Source organism: Echinicola marina (assembly GCF_020463795.1).
Taxonomy (GTDB): Bacteria; Bacteroidota; Bacteroidia; order Cytophagales; family Cyclobacteriaceae; genus Echinicola; species Echinicola marina.
In genome coordinates this window covers 2,276,748-2,301,391 of record NZ_CP080025.1, presented here as the reverse complement: position 1 = coordinate 2,301,391, position 24,644 = coordinate 2,276,748, and the positions used below count along the sequence as shown (strand labels likewise).

Sequence of the window (24,644 nt, the reverse complement as noted above, 5' to 3'; positions counted from 1 at the left end):
AATTTTATGCCATCTATAATTGACAATCACGGAAGAAAAATAAATTACCTGAGACTATCTGTCACAGATAACTGTAATCTGCGGTGTCAATATTGTATGCCCGAGGAAGGAGTCCAGTTTGCCCACAAGCATGAGTTGCTCAGCTGGGAGGAGATGTTCATCATGGCCGAAGCTTTTGTGGATATGGGCATAAACAAAATCAGGATTACAGGTGGTGAACCATTTGTCCGTAAGGGACTAATGGATTTTTTAGAAAGAATAAGCCAATTACAAGGACTAGATGAAATATCCATCACGACCAATGCCACACTGATAGGCCCTCATATCACCCAACTAAAAGCGCTAGGCATCACCACCATCAATGTAAGTTTTGACAGTTTGGACAAAGACCGGTTTAACCATATCACCAGGCGTGACCAATATGATACCGTCATGGCCAATATCTTAATGATGGTAGAACAAGGTTTCAATATCAAGCTGAACTGTGTGGTCATGAACGGCAAAAACACAGCGGATATCATACCTTTTATCAATTTTGTCCAGGAACATCCTATCACAGTAAGATTCTTGGAAGAAATGCCCTTCAATGGCCAATCCAAAGGCAAAAATGTACTCAAATGGGACTATATTGCCATTATAGAACATATCAAAAAACATTTTGGTGAAGTAGAGAAATTACCTGCAGCACCTAGTTCCACCTCACTCAACTACAAGATCAAGGGGGCAAAGGGCTCATTCGGTATTATCCCCAGTTATTCCAGAACATTTTGCGGCACATGTAACCGTGTGCGGGTTTCGGCAAAGGGAGAAATGCAAACTTGTCTTTACGCAACAGAAACCATTGATCTCAAATCACTGTTGAGAAATTATATAAATGTAAGCGGATTGAAATTTAGCATATACACTGCTTTGCAAACTCGTCATAAGGATGGATTTGAAGCCGAAAAACAGTCCGTCACCAAAAAATCCATGACACTAATCGGAGGATGAAAAATAAGAATACCCAATTGTCCCATGTGGACAAAGAAGGCAATGCAAAAATGGTAGATGTATCTGACAAAAACATTACCCAACGCACTGCCACTGCCCAGTCCAGCGTTAAATTCCCAGAAAATGTATTCAATAGTTTAAGTGCTGATAATTTCTTGGGCAAAAAGGGTAGCATTATCCAAACCGCCATCATTGCGGGCACCATGGCAGCCAAGAAAACTTCCGACCTGATTCCTCTCTGTCACCCTTTGGCATTGAGTAAAATCCATATAGACATTACTCCTGAAGAGAATCAGCTGACCATCCAAGCAAGTGTAAAGTGCGAAGGCAAGACAGGTGTGGAAATGGAAGCCTTGACAGCAGCCAGCATGGCAGCTTTGACCATATATGATATGTGCAAGGCCCTCAGCCATGATATTATCATCAGTGAAACCAAATTAATGGCAAAACAAGGAGGAAAAAATGATTTCAACAGATAATCTCTACGGACTGGTATTGGCAGGAGGAAAAAGCAGCCGAATGGGCCATGACAAAGGCGAATTGCAATATTACCGCACTAACCACCGGACCTACTTGTACCATACTTTAAGAGAATTGTGTCCAAAAACCTATATAAGCTGCAGAGCCGACCAAGAAAACATTACCCAATCGGGGTTAAGCTATATACTTGACGAAAACCACTACAAAGGCCCTCTTAATGGCATTCTCTCTGCCCACCATGCTTATCCTGACAAAGCCTGGCTGGTAGTTGCCGTAGACCTGCCCCACATACATGAAAGTACACTACGATCCTTGATCAAACAACGTCAACCCAAAAAAATGGCCACGGTCTATGCTACACATGAATCTCAGCTCCCAGAACCATTGATAGGTATTTGGGAACCAAAGGGGCTGAAAGAAGCTGAAAAATTCATCTTGGAATCAGGAAAAAGCTGTCCAAGAAAATTCCTAATCAATAGTGATACCGCATTGATCTATCCAGAAAAGGACCTGGAACTATTCAATGCCAACTATCCAGAAGACTATGAATTGGCCAAATCCAGAATAGACCAATAATCCCTATGCCTAGTTCAAGGTATCAAAAACATATTAAGCTCAAAGGTTTCGGCAAAGAAGCCCAAGATAAACTGGCCAAGTCAAAAGTCCTGATCATCGGTGCTGGTGGATTGGGCACACCTGCAGCCCAGTACCTCAATGGTGTGGGCGTAGGCACTATTGGCATCGTGGATCAAGACCTTATCGAAGAAAGCAATCTTGCCCGACAAACCCTTTTTCGTCCAAAGGACATAGGAAAAGCCAAAACCGACACCCTTATTTCCTGGCTACAGGAACAAAATCCTGAAACCAAACTCATTAATATTGCAAAATATATTGATCCTGGAAATGCATTGGACACCATCGCTGATTATGATGTGGTCCTGGATGCATCTGACAATTTCGGCACCCGATACCTTGTGAATGATGCCTGTGTGATTTTAGGCAGGCCATTTATTTATGGCGCCATTCACGATTTTGAAGGACAAGTATCTGTGTTGAATTATCAAGATGGCCCTACTTACCGCTGCCTCTTCCCTGAGTCTAGCCACAATCAACTCATACCTAACTGCGATGAAAATGGGGTTTTGGGCATTTTACCGGGACTTATTGGCACTTATCAGGCATTGGAGGCCATTAAGGTGATCACAGGAATCGGTGAACCACTATCAGGAAAACTAATGATCGTGGACACACTTGGACAAAATCATTTGAAAATAGGCGTGCCTTGCAAAGCTGAAAACAAGGCCATTAATAAATTAAAAAACGATTATCGTCAGGATGTTTGTGCCAGCAGTATGGATTATCATGAATTAAGTCCTGAAGATTTATTAGAAAAAATAAATGCCGGAACATCATTCCGATTGATAGATGTACGCAGCAATGCAGAATTTGACCAGGATCGTTTGGTACAGGCTATCAATATCCCCCTTCAGGAAATAAATAAAAAAACAGAAGAGCTCAGGTCGGTAAAGGAACTTATCATTATTTGTCAATCAGGAAAAAGGAGCCAGCAGGCAGCTCTAATGCTAAAAGAACTCTTCCCCACAGCCAATATTTTCAATGTACAGGGCGGGATGAATGCAGTGAGAAGTTCGAAGGTAGAAGTTGGAGGAGTAAAGTAAGAAGATAGAGGTTAGAAGCGGCAAGTTGGGAGAAAAATTTTACTGCTCGGGATTTATCCTCTTATTACGATTACGCTAGAGGCTGTCTTAAAAAAAATCGATGTTCATGTCATACTTACAAACGAAGCATTTCTATTAGCAGAATTAAATTGATAGAAGAGAAGCTTCCTATCGTCTGCATGACAAATTTTAAGACAGCCTACGCTAGGCTTGATTTGTAATTAAGGCTTTATATTACTAAGGATATTTAATATCCTTCTGAAAAAATTAAACTCGAAAGAATTTCATATTAATCATGATCACTATCCAGGAAGCCCTTGACTTAGTTCTTAGCCAAAAACAATCTTATGGAATCGAAGAGGTTCTCTTGACTGAAGCTGTTGGGAGGTTTTTAGCCGAAGACATCTTCGCGGATCGTGATGCGCCTCCTTTTGACAGGGTGATGATGGACGGCATCGCCATCAGTTTACCTGATCTCCATGAACCTTTATCCACCAATTATACCATTCAAGGGACACAAGCGGCCGGTGCTCCACAAATGACCCTAGCAGATACATCCCATTGCTTGGAGGTCATGACAGGAGCCATCTTACCCATTAATGCAGATACCATTATCCCTTATGAGGAAATAGAAATCAAAGATGGAAAAGCCCATGTTCATATTGAAAAAGTAAGCAAACGTTTTATCCACTATCAAGCAAGCGACTCCAAAAAAGGAGAGAAGGTCCTCGAAAAGGGCAAGAAAATAAATGTTGCAGACCTGGGTATTTTGTCAACTGTAGGAAAGGCAAAGATAAACGTAGCCAAATTACCTTCAGCGGCCATTATCTCAACAGGGGATGAATTGGTAGATGTAGACCAACCCCCTCTCCCTCATCAAATCAGAAAATCCAATGTATACTCACTTTGGGCATCACTTAAGCAGGAAGGTATCACGGCAGAAATGCACCATATCATTGACGACAAGGACGCTTTAAGGATAAAACTGGGTCAATTGGTCAGGGACTTCGATATTTTACTACTGAGTGGCGGTGTTTCCAAGGGAAAATTTGATCATATTCCGGAAATCCTGAACGAATTGGGTGTACAAAAACTATTTCACCGCATTGCACAAAGGCCCGGAAAGCCTTTCTGGTTTGGAGTTCACAAGGACTATAACACAAAAATATTTGCTTATCCGGGCAACCCTGTTTCCACCTATGTCAACCACTTGTTTTATTTCAAGCAATGGCTTCATTCCTCATTAGGAAAAGCTTGGGCCTTTGAAATCAAGGAGCTTGGAGAAGAAATACCTGGCAGCCCTCACCTAGCAAAATTCATCTCTGTGCGCCTATCTCCAACAAACGGAAAAGTGCTGCCTCTTAACCATAATGGCTCTGGTGATTTATTCAGCCTTGCCCAAACTGACGGCTTCTTGCTTTTGCCTCAAAGAGAGGACTCCTATCAAAAAGGGGAGAAATTTCAGTTTATAGCAATACAATAGAGCAACAATCCTTAGAATTATAACCTGTATAGAATAAAATCCAATCCCTGATATTGCCCAAACATCCGAAAAGACTTCGTTTTTATCACTGACTATCCTCCACATATTCCAAAATATCACAAGGTTGGCAATCCAAAGCTTTACATACTGCTTCCAATGTACTAAATCTAATGGCTTTGGCCTTTCCTGTCTTAAGTATGGAAAGATTAGAGACGGTGACGCCCACTTTCTCTGACAAATCATTCAAAGATATTTTTCGCTTGGCCATTACGACATCTAAATTTACAATTATTGCCATAGCTTATACAGTTAGATCATTTTCAGATTTAAGCTCAATCGCGTTCTTGAGGAGCTCTTGTAAAGTAGCTGCAAAAACAGCTATAATAGCTGGCGCAATGACCAAAATCACTCCCATAAGAATCCCTCCTGGCGCATCATCTCTCTCTGCGATATAATATATATAAGGCATAGCCATCAGATAGAAACCACTTATCATAAAAGAATACATCTTTATTTTTTTCAGTGCCTTCACAGATAGATCTGAAAAAGCAATATTACTGTCTATATAATTCAACAGCTGAAAAGCCTGAAAGAGCCCCAAGAAAAAAGGGATGGCTGTCAAAATCATCCCGAGAATTACAGGCTTAAATGCGCCAATATCGTCAGATACCAATAAAAGATATATGAGCGCGCCACATAAACCCGTTGCTGCAATGCCTATGAGAATTACCGTTCCCTTTAAAAATAAGGTCGGGCCTCTTTTTATTAGATTTGAACTTAAAGCCGTCATTGAAAATAGTTTGAAGTTATAAAGCAAATCTAATTAAATTTATTGAAAAACAATAAAAAATAATCGCAATACAACAATAAACTCTCCGAAACCCACTTCTACCACCTCTATAATCCTATCCACAGCAAAAGGCTTCTTCCAGAAATTCGCGAAGTAAACTCAGCTTTTGATTAGCATGGGAAACACCTTCCTTTAAATAAAGTCCACTAAACCTTCCAACCTCATGCCCCTACTACCCTTGATCAGGATCAAATGATCTTCCAGTTGGGAATCTGCCAGCCAATTTCTCAAGCTAAAAGGATCTGGAAAATAAAGTGCCCTAGGGGCTTTGGTAAGAGCATGCTGCACTAGTTCTCCTGTAAAACAAACCTTTTCAATATCATATTCACTCACCCAGTCCCCTAGCTTTTGATGTTCTTCGGCGGCACTTTCTCCCAGTTCATACATATCGCCCAAAATCACCATCTTATGGGACTTCCCGCTCATCTTTCCAAAAGTCCTAATGGCCTGCTCCATACTACTGGGATTGGCATTATAGGCATCCAACACAATCAGGTTGCTTCTCTTTTCTATCAACTGGGAACGCATATTGCCTGGTGTATATCCACAAACTGCCTCCAGAGCTGTTTTCTCTTCTACACCGAAATAAGTCCCCACTGTCAAAGCGGTAGCAATATTTTCAAAATTATACGCTCCCAACATTTTGGTCAGGTGTTCATTTCCATCATCCGTTTTGAATCTTACAAAAGGATTGGCCTCTACTAATTCACAATGATAATGATCTCCTTTTGCCGGGTAGGTCACTGGATGATCCATTCTTTTGATCATATTCGCCAAAACAGGATTTTGACTATTTACAAAAATTTGTCCTTGATGACCGATCAAATACTGGTAAAGCTCCGTCTTTGCTCTTAAAACTCCCTCAAATCCCCCAAACCCTTCCAGATGGGCACGGCCTATATTGGTAATCAAACCATGGGTCGGCGCTGCTATCTCACAGAGTTCAGCAATATCTCCTATTTTATTGGCGCCCATTTCAACTATTCCCAGCTCAGTATTTTCATCCATGGCCAATAAAGTCAAGGGCACCCCTATATGATTGTTCAAGTTCCCTACAGTTGCATAGGTTTTATACTTTTTGCTCAACACCGCATTGACCAATTCTTTGGTGGTGGTTTTACCATTTGATCCTGTGATGGCGAGAAATGGAATATCCAGTTGTTTTCTATGGTAATGAGCTAGATGTTGCAACGTCTGAAGTACATCATCCACCAAAAAATAGCGCTCATCCCCTTCTACCTTGTATTGTCTTTCATCAATTACTACCGCAGAAGCCCCTGCTTCCAATGCTTTACCTGCCAAATTATTGGCATTAAAATTCGGCCCCTTTAAAGCAAAAAACAGGTTTCCTTCCTCTATCTTTCTGGTATCTGTACTTACTCCAGTGGATTTATTATATGCTCGGTAAAGTGCTGTTATCGCTGACATAGATGAATTGGCAGTTTTTATTTTTTCTTCAAAAGTTTCCATCCGAAATGTCTTAAAGCATACCGGCTAAACTTTCTTTCAAAATAAATGATTCCCTCACATCTTTGGGCAAGATTGTTCGTTTAATTTTAAATGAAAAATAAAGTTTCTTCATCTTTGTGAACATGAGATACCTGTTTCCCTTCTTTTTGATATTTTCGTTCTACTCCAGCTATGCCCAAAAGGCCTATCAATTTTCAGAAATATCCATCCAACAAAATGGAGAAATTTTACCCATGCCATTTGCAGGAGGAATCAATGCCGCTCAGGTTCAAAGCATGGACACCAATGGAGATGGGAAAGAGGAACTGGTCATTTGGGATATCAATTCCAGATCAATCAAGGTATTCCAAAACACCAATGGACAGTACAAAGAGCTTCCCTATATGCCTTATTTTTTTCCAAAGGACATAAGTGGCTTCATGGTCTTGGCAGATTATGACGGGGATGGAAAAAAAGACCTGTTTACCAGCACAGCCTTTGGCATCAAAGCATATAAAAACATCACAACAGACGGCAAAACCAATCCTGAATGGGAAGTAGCGGAAACCTATTTGAAACTCGAAAATGGTTCCAATTTCCAAGCCAACAACCTTGATATTCCCGCTATCCAAGATTTGGATGGAGATGGGGATTTGGACATTGTAATTTTCAACTATGCTGCTGGAGATTATCTGGAATATTATAAAAACACCAGCATTGAAAGAACAGGAAACAGCGATATTGATGCCTTCGCTGCGCCAGAGATACGCTGGGGGAATTTCGAGTTTTGTGGATGTGGTAGTTTTGCCTTCGGTCAAACCTGTGATGGCGACCCAATTTCCAGAAAAATCCCTGGCGATGAAAATAGCGCCATTGAGCATTCTGGCGGGCATTCCATTTTATTGAAAGATTTCAATGGAGATGGCATCGTGGATATGATGATGGGGCAGGATGAATGCAATACGCTTTATTATTTGGAAAATGAAGGCAGTAATACTGATCCCATTTTCAATAGCTTCAGCACCAATTTGCCCGGAAAAGGAAACTTTCCTCAATTCCCCATATTCCACATTCCCCAAATTTTGGATGATCAGCTTTTGGTCAGCACCAACAGTTCTGAGACTACCTTAACAGCAGGAATTGATTTCTCTCAAAGCCTTTATTTATTGGACCAAAACCTTTCCCCCATCAGCAAAGCCTTTTTGCAGGAGGACATGTTGGATTTAGGAGAAAATACCAGACCTTTCTTTAGGGGAAATGCCAGCTCTGGAGCACTTATCTTAACTGCCAATACGATCAAGAATGGTGAGGCGACAGGACAAGCCTTCCTTTATGATTTGTCAAATGAAACCCTGAAATTAATTGAGACCGATTATCTGGGTTTATCGCAATTGGGATTGAATGATTTGCAGTATTTGGAATATACCAACACTGAGCAGGATAATCACCTTTTTATTTCAGGCACTGAAATAAAAGACTTCCTTCTGGTAAGAAAACTATATTATTCAAACAGTCAAAACGTCCAAAACCTACAAGAAATCAGCATTCCCAACACTACTCTTCGTCCTAATGATCATTTTGAGTTTTACCAACACCAAGGTGAGGATTATATGTTGCTGGCCAAGCAAACTGGAGAGTTGCAGCGCTACAAAGTCACATTTGAGAACTCTCCCCAATTCGAATTGTTGGATAGCAATTATTTGGGTTTTGCTGACAGTCCTGCAAGTAGGAATTTGATCGTAAAGGTCAGTAATAACAATGGCCAACTGGACCTGTACGCCATTGACCAGAGCGGGGTATTGGCTTTCATACCTGGCTTCAACCAGCTTAACAGTGCTCTTAATACACAATTACTAAAAATACCTGATGGCAGCATTCAGGAAACAAGATTCAGCAGGAATACTTGGATCAGCACCATTCCCCAAACTTTTGGGAATAAAGTGGATTTATTATTGGGAAATAGAGCAGGAGGACTACGTTTATTAAAGGATATTTCTACAAACACCAATCCTCCAGAAGAAGGACAGCTTTTATTAAAAATCTATCCCAACCCCACAATCGGTCCTGTTGAATTGATCGCTAGTCAAGCAGGAGAAGCTAGGCTAATAAGTTCCATGGGACAAATTTTGATGGAAAGTTTTAACCTAAAAGCCAACACCCTACAAACCATAGACCTCAGTTCCTTTCCAAGCGGACTTTATCTCTTGGATTTTATAAGTAACAAAGGGAAAAGAATGACGAAGAAACTAATTGTCAGATAAAAAGATAATTGATGTTATAAGTTTATCAAATCTTCCCTTGCTATTTGATTTCACAACATTTTGAAATGATCGGCATCCTTCCAGGCAGGGAATTTTTGTCTATACTCCATAAGTCTTTCTGCATCCAACTCCACGATCAATTCTTCTTCTACCTTTTCCGAAAAGGCCAATGTTCCGCCCTTGAAATCATAGGCTGCGGAATGCCCCGAATAGGTAATGCCATTTCCATCTTCACCGACCCTGTTCACACCTATGGAATAACAAAGGTTTTCAACGGCTCGGGCTTTTAACAATATATCCCAAGCACTTTCCCTTGCTGCAGGCCAAGAAGCAATATAAAACACCATATCATAATCCATATTCCCCTCACCATCGGAGATATTTCTGGACCATACCGGAAAACGCAAATCATAACATACTTGAGGCAGAATTTTCCAGCCTTTCAACTCAAAGACCTGATTACCCTTTCCCATACTGTAATGATCATCCTCATTGGCCATTCTGAACAGATGACGCTTATCATAATGCAATACTTCTCCTTCAGGGGTAACCCAAAGTAGTCGGTTAAAAAACTCCTTGCCTTCCTTAACGATCACACTGCCGGTTACCACCGCTTTGCTTTGGGCTGCCATTTGTTTCAGCCATTTGGTAGTGGTAAAATTCATAGGCTCGGCCAGTTTCTCCGCCTCCATTGAAAATCCAGTTGGAAACATCTCAGGCAAAACGATCAAATCCACCTTTCCTTGCAAAGGCCAGATTTTCTCTTCTAACATGGCCAAATTAGCTGCTCTGTCTTGCCAATAAAGGTCAGTTTGTACAAGTGCTACTTTGAGGTTTTGCATGGATATTCCTTTTAACAAAAAAGTTGACCGGATAGGCTCCTGGTCAACTTTTGATTTAAAGATTTTATGAATACTATTTTACTGGATAGATCATCCTATAATCTGTAGGAATCTTTCCTTTGCTGACATCAATCAACTTACTTTTGACCATTCTTTTTTTAATGCCTTTGATATAATCCACAAAAAGTATTCCTTCCAAATGGTCGTACTCATGTTGGATCACCCTCGCGGTCATACCTGAAAACTCTTCTTCCTTTAGGTTCCAGTTTTCATCAAAATACTCAATGGTCAATTTCTCCGGACGAATGACTTCTGCCCTCACATCGGGAATACTCAAACAGCCTTCTTCAAAACCATAATCATCTCCATATTCATCAAGAATAATTGGATTGATAAAAGCCCTTCTGATCCCTTTTTCTTCGCTTTCCTCATCCAACATTAAAGTACTGTCAATAACAAAAAGACGAATACCTCTATTGATTTGTGGTGCAGCCAAGCCTACCCCGCTGGCATGATCCATGGTATCATACATATCCGAGATCAGTGCACTGATATCTTCTCCCTCGTTAATTTCCTCTGCTTCTTTCTTTAATATCGGATTTCCGTAAGCTACAATCGGATATATCATATTTGATCTAAATAGGTTTGTAATATAATGGCAGCACTGATTTTGTCCAGGTTGCCTGATTTTTCTTTTCTGTCCTTCTTTTTACTGCCCATGGCGATCATACTTTGCATGGCCATCTTGGAGGTAAACCGTTCATCTACCAAAATCACTTTCTTATCTGGATAAGCCTTGGACAACTTGTCTTTCAGCCTGATCGCAGGCTGTGTCATCTGTGTATCTGTGCCATCCATTGATTTTGGATGACCTACGACTATTGCCTCCACATCTTCCTTTTGTACGTAATCCTTCAGAAATTTATCCAGGTCCATTGTCCTGATTGTTTCCAACGGATTCGCGGTGATCTTCAATATGTCTGTAACGGCTATTCCAGTTCTTTTTGTTCCCAAATCTATCGCTAATACCCTTCCCATCTAATTTGACTTTATTTTTTTTAGAATATTCCTCTTCACTTCTTTTTCTAATTCAACAGCTTTGGGAAATAATAATTCATTTTCAATGGTAGCATGGATAATCAGCTCCTTTTCAAAATTTTGTAATTCATGGTACAATACCTTGATAGCTGTAGGTGCATTTTCGGCAAGTTTATAACCTTTTGTCAGTTTTCGAATCCCTTGCATCTCATCATCATGTGCCTCATGTTCTTCAGCCAATCCCGCTATGGACGGCATCTGAAGCACCTTCAAAGACTCCTCCAATCGGTAATGGTTACTTTCAACCTCCTGCAAAGTCTTGATCCTATTGAACAAAGTGTTTTCTTCCTCATGAATATGATGGATAAAGTCATCCACAAAGAGAGGAAACATCAAGCGAAGATCAGCCAATAATGCCACATACTCCCCTTTGAGGTTAACTCCACTGATAATATTGGAGAGGAAAGGCAGCTCATGTCTCAAAAAATAATGATGCTTGTTCTTCAAGTATTCCACCAAGACCTCAATAGGTCTTAAATACAGTTCCTCCCTGCTAGGTTCTTTTCTCCATGCCCAGGCTTCTAATTCATTGATCAACTGCCGGGGATTTATTTTAAAAGCCAGACACACATCCTCCAAGGATTGTTTTTCGTAATTATAAAAACTAATCCCAAAATAATGCAGTACTCCTGCAAAGACATAATTCTCCTGAACTAAGTCTCCTATAGAACGTTTCTTTATATGAGAAATGTGAGGCATGGTATCGACAAAAGTAAAATTTTTTCAGGTAATTATGATGCCTTTTAATTACCTAAATTGATTTTATTCCGATAGTTTAAACGAAATAGTTTAAAATCATGTTAAATTGTATATTTGAAGATTATCTTTAAATAAGAAATATACCAAAATCAAATAAACTGAGGATTTATCGTGAGCGAAGAAAACAATACTTCACGTCCAAATGTGAACACCCCAAAAAACACCAAAGCACAAATCAGACTCCCCATTATACTGGCATTGGCCATCTCTGCAGGTATATGGATAGGAGCTACTTTTGCCGAGCCCCAATCAGACGGAAACGATCTGAAAGCTGCTCTTTATAAACTGCAGGAAATCATCACCTACATAGACAGGGACTATGTAGACACTGTCAATACCACACAGCTGGTGGAGCATGGTATCCAAAAAATGCTAGAGGAGCTGGACCCGCATTCCAGCTATATTCCCGCAAAGGATGCAGACCTTGCCCAATCGCAGCTCGATGGAGAATTTGATGGTATTGGAGTAGAATTTGGCATATTAAGAGATACTATCTATGTAGTGGCCCCTCTAACAGGTGGACCTTCTGAAAAGCTGGGCATTCAGTCAGGAGACCAAATCATCAAAGTTGACGGTGAAACTGTAGCAGGCACCGGTGTGACCAATAGAGACGTTTTCGATCTTTTGAGAGGACCAAAAGGCAGCGTAGTAAATGTAGCCATCAAAAGAAAAAACAATAAAGACCTCATTGACTATGCCATCACAAGGGATAAAATCCCTCAGTATAGCATCAACGCTTCTTATATGATCAACGATGAGATTGGTTATGTAAAAATCACCCGTTTTGCTGCTACGACCTATGAAGAGTTTAAGGAGTCCCTAATGGACTTAAAAGCCCAAGGAATGACCAAACTGGTACTAGACCTTCAGGGTAATCCAGGTGGATATATGGGTGCGGCGATCAACATCGCTGATGAAATCTTAGCTGACAATGCCCTGATCGTTTCCCAAAAGGGTAAAGTCAGCCGTTATAATCAAAAGGCTTTTGCCATGAGACCCGGCTTGTTTGAAGACGGCTCCGTGGTAGTTCTGATCAATGAGGGAAGTGCCTCTGCCTCTGAAATTGTGGCTGGTGCCTTGCAGGACAATGACCGAGGACTAATTGTAGGTCGCAGATCATTTGGAAAAGGTTTGGTGCAAATGCCTATAGACCTTGCCGATGGCGCAGAACTTAGACTAACCATTGCCAGATATTACACCCCTTCTGGAAGATCCATACAAAAGCCTTATGGTGAAGATGCCGAGGAATACAGTATGGATTGGATCAACAGATTTGAACATGGTGAGTTTTTCAGTGCGGACAGTATAGAGTTCAATGACACATTGAAATACCAAACCACCAAAGGAAGGACCGTTTATGGTGGCGGAGGTATCATGCCTGACTATTTTGTACCAATGGACACTTCTATGAGCAGTGCCTATGTCAACAGGTTATTTGGAACTGATTCCCATAGAGAGTTTATCCTAGACTATCTTGAGAAAAACAAAAGCAAATTTGAAGACATGAGCTTTGAAGACTATTATAACAACTTTGAAGTGACTGACAAGATGCTCCAACAACTGGTCGCCATTGGTGAACGCAACAAGCTGGAGTTTGATGAAAAAAGCTTTAATAAATCAAAATCTTATCTCAAGACCTTATTAAAAGCCCATATGAGTAGAAATATTTATGATGACAATGCCTTCTATAAAGTCATCAATGACATCAACGAAATCTACCAACAAGGTCTAAAATTATTTGATGAAGCCGAATCACTGGCTTTCAGTCCTGAAGCTCAGGAAAACCAATAAGAGAAAAAGCGGGAATTCCTCCCGCTTTTTTTATTTTTTCGGCTATATTGTAAGCTAATTTTATGAGCATTAAACCTATTTTAGCCCTGTCCAATGAAAAATAATTTCAAAGTATTAGCCATTTTATTACTATCTCTAATCAGCATGAACACCTTCAGTCAAACTAAACTGAACCATATCGCTGTTTATGTGGAAGACCTGAAAGTCAGCAATAAATTTTATAAAGACTTTCTCGGTTTGGAAGAAATTGAAGAACCTTTTAAAGATGGGTTACATACTTGGTATAATATAGGTAACAGTCAACTTCACCTGATCGAACAACTCCCTTGGACTCCGCCTACCATCAACAAAATCAACCACCTTTGTTTTAGTATGGAAGATTTAGATGGTTTTATTGCCAAATTAAAAGAGAATAATATTTCATTTGAAGATTGGCCAGGGGTAAAGGGCAAAATCAATATGCGACCAGATGGTATCAGACAAATCTATATCCAAGACCCCAATGGTTACTGGATTGAGGTTAATGACGAACATTAACACATCCAACACCCCTCTCATTACCAATACAATAAGTATAGTGTTTTAGATTTTGGTAAATAATAAAAATAATACCTAATTTTATGTGTCATTATTACATATAATATCGCATTTTCTAAACTCGATTTTTCTCCAAAATCGATCTTGTATCGCAAACAATCATGATGAAATACTCAAATCAAACGAGAATCTTAACAGCCATTGACTGTATCATTTTTGGCTTTGATGGTTCTGACTATAAATTACTTCTTATCCAAAGAGGCTTTGCCCCAGAAAAAGAAAAATGGAGTCTTATGGGCGGTTTCTTGCAGCCCCAAGAATCTCTAGATGGAGCTGCCAATCGAATTCTAAAAAAGCTTACAGGCCTCGAAGATGTCTATATGGAACAATTACATACTTTCAGTAGACCTGATAGAGACCCTGTAGAAAGGACCATTGCAGTAACTTATTTTGCCTTGATCGACATCCAGAAATACCAAAAACAAATCAATGATGACTTTCATGCACATTGGTTTTCCATGAATGAGTTGCCAGATTTGATTTTCGACCATAATGAAATGGTTGAAATGGCCAAATCCCGTCTAAGGTACAAAGCAGCCTTGCATCCTATTTTGTTTGAGCTTTTGCCAAAAAAATTCACCTTGCCGCATCTTCAGGCCATGTACGAAAACTTATACGAGACAAAAATCGATAAGCGGAACTTTACTAGAAAGGTATTATCAACCAATATGTTGATCAAAGAAAAAGATAAGGATAAGACCAGCTCTAAGAAAGGCGCCTTTTATTACCGAATCGATCGCTCCAAATACAATGACCAGTTTCAAACCGTCCTAAATTTCATTCCAAGAAATGAAATGCCGGGTGTTAATGAGTAATTTTTTGCTCATTATTTTTTTTTCTGATTTTTTAGGTGTAAATATGACACTTAAATAAGAATTAAGTAAAATCATTTAGAATTAAGTATAAGATAAACCCTCAATATCATTATTATGTCAGTAGGATTTTCTACCCTAGATTATGTTATTTTCATCCTATATGCGCTGGCCATTGTTTCGGTAGGCTTATGGGTTTCCAGATCAAAAAAAGGACTGGAAAAAACCGCTCAAGAATATTTCTTAGCAGACAAATCACTTACATGGTGGGCTGTAGGCGCCTCACTCATTGCTGCCAATATTTCTGCTGAGCATTTTATTGGAACATCAGGATCTGGCTTTGCTATCGGTTTGGGCATTGCGGCCTATGAATGGATTGCAGCATTGGCCCTCATCTTGGTCGCCAAATATTTTCTCCCCATATTTCTGGAGCATGGCGTCTATACCATGCCACAGTTCTTAAGTGAAAGGTTCAATAAAGGAGTAAGTACAGCCTTTGCCGTTTTCTGGCTTTTGGTATATGTGTTTGTTAACCTGACCTCTGTGAGTTATTTGGGGGCTTTGGCTTTGGATAAGATCATGGGAGTTCCGCTTCAATATGGCATTATTGGCCTACTGGTATTTTCGGGAATTTATTCCATCTATGGTGGATTGGAAGCAGTAGCCTGGACAGATGTAGTCCAAGTGGTCGTATTGATAGGCGGTGGTTTGATCACTACATTCCTTGCCTTGGATGCAGTTGGAATGGGAGAAGGTATTATTGCTGGTATGGGCAATCTATACAGTGATGCCAAAGATCATTTTATCATGATTATGCCTCAAGGCGCCACCATGGTTCCAGATGGAGCAGGAGGAGAGAGAGATGCTTTTCAAGATCTACCTGGATTGGCAGTTATTCTAGGAGGAATGTGGTTGACCAATTTAGGCTACTGGGGATTCAACCAGTATATCATTCAAAAGGGATTAGCTGCTAAAAGCATACAGGAAGCAAAAAAGGGATTGATTTTCGCTGGATTTCTGAAGATATTGATGCCCATCATCGTGGTCATACCAGGTATTGCAGCTTATGTACTTATCAATGATTATACTCCAGAGCAATTATCAGCACTGCTGAACCTACCCATTGAGCATATAGGCCAAATCCAAAAATCTGATGAAGCTTACCCTTGGCTTTTAAAGAACTTTGTCCCTGACGGTATTCGAGGTTTGGCCTTTGCAGCACTCGCCGCTGCTATAGTCTCTTCTCTAGCCTCTATGATCAACAGTACTTCCACCATCTTTACCATGGACATCTATAAGGTTTACTTTAAGCCTAATGCCAATAACCATGACATGGTAAAAACCGGTAGAATAGTGGCCGTTATCGCCCTCCTAATAGCCATGTTTGTGGCACCACAATTGGCTTCTTTAGATCAGGTGTTCCAATATATCCAAGAATATACCGGCTATATATACCCTGGAGTGGTGGTTGTATTCGGCATGGGCTTATTATGGAGACAAGCTACCGCTAACGCAGCTCTTTGGACAGCCATAGCAACCATCCCAGCGGGAATAATCTTCAAAGTATTCTACCCAGAAATGCCTTTTCTACTTAGAATGGGCTATGTATTCATCATACTTTGCTTCATTGCCTCTGTGATCAGCTTTACGGAGAAGAAAGCATTTGCCAACCCAGATTTCAAATCCGGAAAGGAAGCGATCAAAGCTGTAGCCTCTGGTTACTTCTTCATCTTCTTGGGATTGGTTTCAGCCATTATAGGTTTTGCATTGTTTGACAGTTATGAATACCTGGGCATAGAATCTATCTTTATGCTGGCCGCACTGTTCTTAATGGTAGGCATTATACTGTATACCAATGTCAAAATGGAACATGCAGACAAAAAATCCTTCAATGTCGATCCAAGCCTTTTTAATACGGCAACTCCATTTAACCTTGGAGCCGCAGGTATTATCCTAATTGTATCTCTCTTGTACTATTTCTTCTGGATGTAGTAAATAAATATTGAAATCAATAAGTAGTGAATAAATGAAAAATTTAAAAGAAAACGAAGTTTGGTTTATCACAGGAAGTCAGCACTTGTATGGTGAGGAGACTTTGCGCCAGGTAGCCGAACATGCCCAAATCATAGCCAAAGAGTTGCACAACTCTGAAAAAATCGCTGTAAGTATTGTCTATAAACCTGTAGTAAAAACTACCGAAGAGATTTATGCGATAGTCCAAGAAGCCAATCAAGCACCCAACTGTATTGGTCTGATCACCTGGATGCATACTTTCTCACCTGCAAAAATGTGGATCAATGGACTGAAAATCTTACAGAAACCACTCCTCCATCTGCACACGCAGTTCAATCAAGACATCCCTTGGAATTCAATCGATATGGATTTCATGAACTTGAATCAAAGTGCACATGGAGACCGTGAGTTTGGATTTATCACTTCCAGAATGAAAGTAAGCAGAAAAGTGGTAGTTGGCCATTGGCAGGATAAGGAATTGCATGGGGAGATCGATGTTTGGTCCAGAGCTGCCAGCGGATGGCATGACTGGCAAGGCGCCAAATTTGCCCGTTTTGGAGACAATATGCGCTACGTTGCTGTAACCGATGGGGACAAAGTCGAAGCAGAGCTTAAATTCGGCTTCTCCGTCAATACCTATGCTGTGGGGGACTTGGTAGAAAAAATAAACGCAGTAAGCGATGTCCAGTTAAAAGCGCTGATTGAAGAGTATGAGGCAACTTATACACTATCGGATGATCTTAAGGCCAATGGTTCAAAAAGACATTCCCTACTAGATGCTGCCAAAATAGAAATCGGGATGAGGACCTTCCTTGAAGAAGGTGGCTTCAAAGGCTTTTCCAATACTTTTGAGGACCTTCACGGCATGAAACAACTTCCTGGAATTGCTACCCAAAGACTAATGGCAGATGGCTATGGCTACGCTGGAGAAGGCGACTGGAAAACAGCTGCTTTGGTTCGTGCCATGAAAGTTATGGGTACAGGATTGGATGGCGGAAATGCTTTTATGGAAGACTATACCTACCATTTTGACCCGAATAACAGCCTCGTTTTAGGCTCACATATGCTAGAGGTAGACCCATGCCTTACCAAGGACAAACCTAGCTGCGAAGTACACCCCTTGGGTATTGGAGGTAAAGAAGATCCAGTAAGGCTGGTATTCAATGGAACGGGTGGAGACGGTTTAAACGCTTCTATTGTAGATATGGGTAACAGATTCAGACTGATTGTCAATGAAGTAGAAGCCGTAGCTCCACTAAAAGATCTCCCTAAGCTCCCTGTTGCCCGTGTAATGTGGAAACCAATGCCAGATATGAAGACTGGTTGCGCTGCTTGGATTTTGGCCGGCGGGGCGCACCATACTTGCTTTAGTCAAAATTTAAGCAGTGAACACTTAAATGACTTTGCCACCATGGCCGGTATAGAAACTGTCAATATTGACAAAGAGACTACCATTAGAGGCATTCAGAATGAGTTGAAGTGGAGTGATGCTTATTACCAATTCAACAAAAAATAATATAACCACCAAACCTAGAAAAACTCACATTGATATCATTGGCCAATATACTTGATCACAACTAAGTTTTGTTCATGACAAATAGGTCAATGACCATTTTAGGACTAATCAATTAAAAAAGCGAACTAAATTAGTTCGCTTTTTTAATTGGAAATGGTCTGTAAGCCACTTTATCCAAATTTGCTTGGTAGAAGCTAGCTGACTTAATTTAACTATTAATTGATCAGATATATTGATTAATCAAGTTTTCAAACATTTCCTGTCTACCACTAGTAAGCTTTGGCTCACCTGTATCAATAGCATGCGCTCTCAGATCCTCCAAAGTAAGTTCTCCCTCCTCAAATGCTTTTCCCTTTCCTTCATCAAAGGAAGCATATCTAGCCTTTCTCCATGTCTTATAATCAGAATTCTCCAGAATATTATCCGCAATCAACAAAGCCCTTGCAAATGCATCCATACTGCCAATATGTGCATGGAACAGATCCTCCAAATCGGTAGAGTTTCTCCTCAGCTTGGCATCAAAATTAACACCTCCACCTTGTAAACCACCTGCTTCCAATATCACCAATAAAGATTCTGTCAACTCTTGAAGATTCAAGGCAAACTGATCAGTGTCCCAGCCATTTTGGTAATCACCTCTGTTGGCATCAATGCTTCCTAAAAGCCCCGCATCTGCCGCTACCTGCAATTCATGCTGGAAGGTATGCCCGGCAAGAGTAGCATGATTGACTTCAATATTCAGTTTAAAATCCTTATCCAAACCATAATGTCTCAAAAAACCGGTCACTGTGGCGGCGTCATAATCATACTGATGCTTAGTGGGCTCCATTGGTTTTGGTTCAATAAGGAAATTACCTTTAAATCCATTCTTTCTACCATAATCCCTTGCCATAGTCAAAAATTGAGCAAGGTGTTCGGTTTCACGTTTCATATCTGTATTCAGTAAGGACATATATCCCTCGCGACCACCCCAGAATACATAGTTCTCCCCTCCAAGGGCAATGGTCGCATCTATAGAATTTTTCACCTGAGTAGCTGCCCATGAAACCACATTGAAGTCAGGATTGGTACTGGCTCCATTCATATACCTGGGATTGCTGAAAACATTGGCCGTACCCCAAAGCAATTTCACCCCTGTCTCCTCTTGCTTTTGTTTAGCGTATTCAGTAATCGCCTTCATTCTACTCTCATATTCCTCGATGGTTGCTCCCTCATCAATAAGGTCAACATCGTGGAAACAGTAATATGGAGCACCAATCTTAGTGATAAATTCGAATGCCGCATCCATTTTGTCTTTGGCTCGCTGTAAGGCGTCTGCAGACTGGTCCCATTCATAGCTTCGGGTTCCCGGTCCAAAAGGATCATCTCCGGTAGCATTGAAACTATGCCAGTAAGCAATGGCAAATTTAAAATGCTCCTTCATGGTCTTGCCGGCCACTACTTTTTGCTCATCATAATATTTAAAAGCAAATGGATTCTTGGAATCTTTACCTTCGAATTTGATTTTATCAATTTCCGGAAAATATGTTTTTGACATGATATGTTTGGTTATTTAATAATATAATTTTCGTTTAAAGCCATTTATGCAAAATTGGCGCGGATCTACAAAGCCCCCCTATTGTTTTAGCGTACTTTCTCCAAGTTAACTTCCCACTGCTGGTATACTTCCTTATATACTTCCACTAATTTCTGATCAGGCATATAAGAAGCCACTTTCTCCAAGCCTACAAACGCTTCCTGATCACTGGAATAAATGCCCGCACCTATCCCCGCACCTCTTGCAGCCCCTTGGGATCCATCCGTATCATAAAATTCCAGGTTCACTTCATTCATATTCACAAAAGCTTCCCTAAAAATGGGACTTAAGAACATATTCGCCCTACCAGCTTTTACTGTGTTCAAACTCAGTCCCATGTTTTTCATGATATTAAAACCAAAAGTCAAAGCACTGACAATCCCTTCTTGTCCTGCTCTAAGCAAATGACGTTTATCATGCTTCAAGAGATTCAGCCCACTCAAATGCGCTCCTACAGCTTTGTTTTCCATGATCCTCTCCACTCCATTACCAAACGGAATAAAACATAAACCCTCAGCACCAGCTGGAACTTCTGCGGCCAAAGCATTCATTTCTTCATACCCCAACGATTCTCCACCTAACATTCTCCTTAACCAACTGTTTAGTATACCGGTGCCATTGACACATAATAATACTCCATAGTGTGGATTGAGCTGTTCATGATTTACGTGCAAGAAAGTATTTACTCTGGATAAAGGATCATAAACAGGCTGGTCACTCACACCATAGACTGTCCCTGATGTGCCTGCCGTGGTCGCCAGTTCGCCCCTATTCAGAACATTCAAAGAAAAAGCATTATTGGGTTGGTCTCCTGCCCGATAGGTGATTGGAATTCCTATATCTAAACCCAAGAGTTCAGCAGCATACGCATTTACCCTGCCCGTCTCAGAAAAAGACTTTACCGCAGTAGCTAATAAATCCTGGTCAATACCATAGTAACCTAAAAGCTCTTGACTGGTACTGTCCTTCTTGAAATCCCAAAATACCCCTTCAGAAAGTCCCGATTCAGTCGTAAAAATCTCGCCGCTTAATTTCATGGCAATAAAATCCCCTGGAAGCATGGCTTTATGGATTTTAGCATAATTTTCAGGCTCATTATCCTTCACCCATTTCAATTTTGAAGCGGTAAAGTTTCCCGGAGAATTCAACAAATTCGATAGGCAAAACTCTTGCCCCAACTCATCAAATGCCTGATTACCTATGCCAACTGCACGGCTATCACACCAAATAATTGCTGGACGGATGACCTCTTGATTTTGATCGACCAAAACCAAACCATGCATTTGGTAAGAAATTCCTATACCTTGTATTTCTCCAGATTTTACAGCTCCGCTATTGAGAACAGATTTGGTGGTGTTTATCACATACTTCCACCACATCATTGGATCTTGTTCTGCCCAATCTTTTTGAGGGGAATCTATGGGCATTTCTATTTTGGGCTGACCATCTGAACTGACTACTTTTCCAGTATCTGCATCCAATAAGGTCGTTTTTACCGAAGAACTGCCTATATCATATCCAATCAATAATCTACGCATGTATTATTTTGGGTTAATTTTCTAAAATTGACAAAATCAAGACAATAGACCACAAATCTCTTTCTCCTGATCGAAACAAATTTCGATCAAAAACCAAAGACCTTCTTACACTATTCAATTAATTTATAATACTCTTTGATCAAAAATGTAATCAAAGAGTATCAATTATTAAATTAGTGTCATGACCATTAATTAGCTCCCCATGAAACCAATTGTTCAGAAACTCCCCAAACAAGCCTCCAAATCATTTGTGTCCACCTCCTTTAGCACCCCCCTATTCGAAACACCATGGCACCGACATATTGAAAACGAAATTCTCTATATCAAAGAAGGGTACGGTACGGCTATCATTGGTGATTTTGTGGGAGAATTTACAGCAGGAGACCTATTTTATATAGGCTCCAATGTTCCTCATTGGTTTAGAAAAGATGAAGAAAAAGTCTTTTGCACCGTTGTGGTCATCCAGTTTGACAAAGGCATCTTTGGCAACACATTTCTGAACCTACCGGAACTAAGCAAAATCAATCAGCTTATTCACTTAAACCAGGCATTATCCATTGATTATTCAGGCCAAACTGACCTTATTCACTCCATTCAAAAATTGGAAAACACAAGCGGTTATGAGCATTTAGGCACTTTAATGAACCTCCTCAATACTTTCAGCGTCAAAACCCATAATACTGTTTTGACAAATGAACATATCAACTCCTTTGATGCCAAGGGGATAATTGACGAAATACTGGAATACACCTTTGAGCATTTTCATGAAAATATAAAACTTGAAGATGTGGCTTCAATAGCAAAAATGAGCGTTTCTAATTTTAGAAGGTTTTTCAAGTTGAATACAAAAAAATCCTATTCCGGATTTTTAAAGGAAATCCGGATTGCACATGCATGTAAATTATTAAAAGACAAAAACCTTTTTGTCTCTCAAATTTTCCACGAATGTGGCTACAGAAATATCACCAATTTCAACCGACAATTTAAAGCAGTGAAAGGCCTAACTCCTTCCGTATACCGCGCACAAATCTGGCAATCCTAAAAAAGCCCCTAATAGTGTTGAAAACAATCAGTTCTTCAACAACTATTAGAGGCTAGATGCTCAATTCAGTTAAATTTAATTAATCGCTTACCAGAACACTGTATACAATGCAGCGAGTATTCCACAAATCAATATCGCTCCGATTTTGAATTTGGTACTGGAAGCAAACAACTCCTTATCCACTACAATGGCTTTCTTACTGTCTTCCCCTTTCCCTTCTACCAAACTGATCACAATAATCAAAGCAGCAAGTACCAAGAAAACTACTCCCATCCTATCGATAAACGGCAGATTTGGAGTAATGAACTTAAAGGCCGCTGACAGAGGTATAGTCAACACAGCCGCTGTAAGTGCTGCATTTGAGGTGGTTTTCTTCCAAAAGAACCCAAAGATAAAAATGGCAAAAACACCTGGAGAAACGAAACCAGTATACTCTTGGATATACTGAAAAGCCTGATCAAGTTGCCTCAACTGAGGAGCTACTATAGCCGCTATGATAAAAGCCACTACAGCAGTGATCCTTCCGATAGTTACTTGCTTGGATTCAGACACTCCTTTATTGATGAATTCTTTATAAATATCGATGGTAAAAATAGTAGAAGTACTATTGGCCATTGAGGCCAAAGAAGATACAATAGCAGCCGTTAAAGCAGCAAAAGCCAAGCCCTTTAAACCTGGAGGTAATAGATGAAGCAGGGTAGGATAAGCCCTGTCCGATTTCGCTAAGCCAGTAACAGGATCTGTCATGGATTCAATAAAAGTGGTATCGGCTCCTTGCTGTACAATAACATAAGCAGCTATCCCTGGAATAACCACAATCAGGGGCATCAATAACTTCAAAAACCCGGCAAATACCATCCCATTTTGCGCTTCATTTAGACTTTTGGCAGCCAGGGCCCGCTGGGTAATATATTGATTACAGCCCCAATAATTAAGGTTAATAATCCACATTCCACCGATCAACACACTCAATCCTGGCAGATCCAAATAAGCATCTTTACTACCTCCTGTTCCATCAGGAATCATCATTTCTCCCTTTTCGATAATCATGGAAAAATGAGCAGGAGCCGCTTTTCGCAAAATCCCTATTCCTTCCCAAACATTGCCGTCACCAACTATTGATAATGCCAAATAGGTAGTGGCAAGCCCACCAGCAACTAAGAATACTACTTGTACCACATCTGTCCATGCCACCGCTTTAAGCCCACCATAAATCGAATAGATCATGGCAAAGGCCGCCAAGCCCATAATGCCATACTGCAAAGGCACCCCCATAATGGTCTCCAGACTCAGGGCCCCTAAATACAATACGGAAGTAAGGTTAACAAATACATAAATCAAAAGCCAAAAAACGGCCATCACGGTCCTTACCCTTCCATCATAACGCCTATTGAGAAATTGCGGCATGGTATAAATCCCCTCCTTCAAATAAATAGGCAAAAAGAAAATCGCAACCACAATAAGTGTAGCGGCCGCCATCCATTCATAGGTAGATATGGCAAGGCCCAATGCAAAGCCAGATCCTGACATCCCGATAAACTGCTCTGCAGAAATATTGGAAGCAATCAACGAAGCCCCTACAGCCCACCAAGGCAATGCTTTACTGGCTAGAAAATAATCTTTGGAATCCTTGACGTGGCCTTTCTTTTCCCTGGACACTACTAAGCCCATGGTAATAATTAAAAGACAGTAGGCCACAAAGACAACGAGGTCTAATGTGTTAAAGGTCATTTAAAATTCAGGTTTAATGGTTTTATCTAATTCAAATCGGCTCATAAGTTATAGTTTTTTTTGCAAAACATAATCATTGCCCTAAAAAGTAATACTCCATTTAACTACTACAGAAGATCACTAATCAATAGAAACCA

At 40.3% G+C, this 24,644-nt stretch carries 22 protein-coding genes; 12 read left to right on the top strand and 10 right to left on the bottom strand.

Annotation, left to right across the window (positions count from 1 at the left end):
• Nucleotides 1–6: 6 nt before the first annotated feature.
• From moaA to KZP23_RS09700, 5 genes are all read left to right on the top strand, one after another.
• Nucleotides 7–990: a GTP 3',8-cyclase MoaA gene (moaA, locus tag KZP23_RS09720; RefSeq protein ID WP_226336046.1), complete on the top strand. Its 984-nt coding sequence runs from the start codon at nucleotides 7–9 to the stop codon at nucleotides 988–990.
• Complete coding sequence (moaC, locus tag KZP23_RS09715) at nucleotides 987–1,469, top strand: cyclic pyranopterin monophosphate synthase MoaC (RefSeq protein WP_226336045.1); 483 nt, start codon at nucleotides 987–989, stop codon at nucleotides 1,467–1,469. Before moaA ends, moaC begins: the two co-directional genes overlap by 4 nt.
• Nucleotides 1,453–2,046: a molybdenum cofactor guanylyltransferase gene (gene mobA / locus KZP23_RS09710; RefSeq protein ID WP_226336044.1), complete on the top strand. Its 594-nt coding sequence runs from the start codon at nucleotides 1,453–1,455 to the stop codon at nucleotides 2,044–2,046. Before moaC ends, mobA begins: the two co-directional genes overlap by 17 nt.
• Nucleotides 2,047–2,051: 5 nt before the next feature.
• Entirely contained in the window at nucleotides 2,052–3,149 is a 1,098-nt protein-coding gene (locus tag KZP23_RS09705; RefSeq protein ID WP_226336043.1) for a HesA/MoeB/ThiF family protein, read from the top strand.
• 295 nt (nucleotides 3,150–3,444) lie between these two features.
• Nucleotides 3,445–4,632, top strand: coding sequence for a molybdopterin molybdotransferase MoeA (locus KZP23_RS09700; protein WP_226336042.1), 1,188 nt, complete (start codon nucleotides 3,445–3,447; stop codon nucleotides 4,630–4,632).
• An 85-nt stretch (nucleotides 4,633–4,717) separates the two neighbouring features.
• Here the strand turns inward: KZP23_RS09700 and KZP23_RS09695 are convergent, their stop codons facing one another.
• The 3 genes from KZP23_RS09695 to KZP23_RS09685 form a co-directional block, all read right to left on the bottom strand.
• Nucleotides 4,718–4,930 (bottom strand): helix-turn-helix domain-containing protein, encoded by a 213-nt coding sequence (locus KZP23_RS09695; protein WP_226336041.1) that lies wholly within the window; start codon nucleotides 4,928–4,930, stop codon nucleotides 4,718–4,720.
• Between the two features lie 3 nt (nucleotides 4,931–4,933).
• Nucleotides 4,934–5,449: a DUF2975 domain-containing protein gene (locus KZP23_RS09690; RefSeq protein WP_226336040.1), complete on the bottom strand. Its 516-nt coding sequence runs from the start codon at nucleotides 5,447–5,449 to the stop codon at nucleotides 4,934–4,936.
• Between the two features lie 165 nt (nucleotides 5,450–5,614).
• On the bottom strand, nucleotides 5,615–6,910 hold the full coding sequence (locus tag KZP23_RS09685; protein WP_226336507.1) for a UDP-N-acetylmuramoyl-tripeptide--D-alanyl-D-alanine ligase: 1,296 nt from the start codon (nucleotides 6,908–6,910) through the stop codon (nucleotides 5,615–5,617).
• Between the two features lie 164 nt (nucleotides 6,911–7,074).
• On the opposite strand from KZP23_RS09685, the gene KZP23_RS09680 reads away from it, so the two are divergent.
• Entirely contained in the window at nucleotides 7,075–9,192 is a 2,118-nt protein-coding gene (locus KZP23_RS09680) for an FG-GAP-like repeat-containing protein (protein WP_226336039.1), read from the top strand.
• A gap of 50 nt (nucleotides 9,193–9,242) precedes the next feature.
• On the opposite strand, the gene KZP23_RS09675 is transcribed toward KZP23_RS09680, so the two are convergent.
• From KZP23_RS09675 to KZP23_RS09660, 4 genes are all read right to left on the bottom strand, one after another.
• Entirely contained in the window at nucleotides 9,243–10,034 is a 792-nt protein-coding gene (locus KZP23_RS09675; protein ID WP_226336038.1) for an amidohydrolase, read from the bottom strand.
• A 73-nt stretch (nucleotides 10,035–10,107) separates the two neighbouring features.
• Nucleotides 10,108–10,662: a peptide deformylase gene (gene def / locus KZP23_RS09670; RefSeq protein ID WP_226336037.1), complete on the bottom strand. Its 555-nt coding sequence runs from the start codon at nucleotides 10,660–10,662 to the stop codon at nucleotides 10,108–10,110.
• Nucleotides 10,659–11,072, bottom strand: a complete 414-nt coding sequence (gene ruvX, locus KZP23_RS09665) for a Holliday junction resolvase RuvX (protein ID WP_226336036.1) — start codon at nucleotides 11,070–11,072, stop codon at nucleotides 10,659–10,661. The genes def and ruvX overlap by 4 nt, the downstream gene beginning before the upstream one ends.
• Nucleotides 11,073–11,831, bottom strand: a complete 759-nt coding sequence (locus KZP23_RS09660) for a hemerythrin domain-containing protein (protein ID WP_226336035.1) — start codon at nucleotides 11,829–11,831, stop codon at nucleotides 11,073–11,075.
• Nucleotides 11,832–12,035: 204 nt separating this feature from the next.
• On the opposite strand from KZP23_RS09660, the gene KZP23_RS09655 reads away from it, so the two are divergent.
• The 5 genes from KZP23_RS09655 (at nucleotide 12,036) to araA (ending at nucleotide 18,620) form a co-directional block, all read left to right on the top strand.
• Nucleotides 12,036–13,682, top strand: a complete 1,647-nt coding sequence (locus tag KZP23_RS09655) for a S41 family peptidase (RefSeq protein ID WP_226336506.1) — start codon at nucleotides 12,036–12,038, stop codon at nucleotides 13,680–13,682.
• 93 nt (nucleotides 13,683–13,775) lie between these two features.
• Nucleotides 13,776–14,219: a VOC family protein gene (locus tag KZP23_RS09650; protein WP_226336034.1), complete on the top strand. Its 444-nt coding sequence runs from the start codon at nucleotides 13,776–13,778 to the stop codon at nucleotides 14,217–14,219.
• A 161-nt stretch (nucleotides 14,220–14,380) separates the two neighbouring features.
• Complete coding sequence (locus tag KZP23_RS09645) at nucleotides 14,381–15,094, top strand: NUDIX hydrolase (protein WP_226336033.1); 714 nt, start codon at nucleotides 14,381–14,383, stop codon at nucleotides 15,092–15,094.
• A 114-nt stretch (nucleotides 15,095–15,208) separates the two neighbouring features.
• Entirely contained in the window at nucleotides 15,209–17,083 is a 1,875-nt protein-coding gene (locus KZP23_RS09640; protein WP_226336032.1) for a sodium/sugar symporter, read from the top strand.
• A 34-nt stretch (nucleotides 17,084–17,117) separates the two neighbouring features.
• Entirely contained in the window at nucleotides 17,118–18,620 is a 1,503-nt protein-coding gene (araA, locus tag KZP23_RS09635) for an L-arabinose isomerase (RefSeq protein ID WP_226336031.1), read from the top strand.
• 223 nt (nucleotides 18,621–18,843) lie between these two features.
• Here araA and xylA read toward each other — a convergent pair whose 3' ends face one another.
• Complete coding sequence (gene xylA, locus KZP23_RS09630) at nucleotides 18,844–20,157, bottom strand: xylose isomerase (protein WP_226336030.1); 1,314 nt, start codon at nucleotides 20,155–20,157, stop codon at nucleotides 18,844–18,846.
• A gap of 86 nt (nucleotides 20,158–20,243) precedes the next feature.
• Complete coding sequence (locus KZP23_RS09625) at nucleotides 20,244–21,734, bottom strand: xylulokinase (protein ID WP_226336029.1); 1,491 nt, start codon at nucleotides 21,732–21,734, stop codon at nucleotides 20,244–20,246.
• A 202-nt stretch (nucleotides 21,735–21,936) separates the two neighbouring features.
• Here KZP23_RS09625 and KZP23_RS09620 point away from each other — a divergent pair, with 202 nt between their 5' ends.
• The gene (locus KZP23_RS09620; RefSeq protein WP_226336028.1) at nucleotides 21,937–22,776 is read left to right on the top strand and encodes an AraC family transcriptional regulator; all 840 of its coding nucleotides are present in this window, start codon (nucleotides 21,937–21,939) and stop codon (nucleotides 22,774–22,776) included.
• A gap of 87 nt (nucleotides 22,777–22,863) precedes the next feature.
• Here the strand turns inward: KZP23_RS09620 and KZP23_RS09615 are convergent, their stop codons facing one another.
• Entirely contained in the window at nucleotides 22,864–24,507 is a 1,644-nt protein-coding gene (locus KZP23_RS09615) for a sodium/sugar symporter (protein WP_226336027.1), read from the bottom strand.
• Between the last annotated feature and the right edge of the window lie 137 nt (nucleotides 24,508–24,644).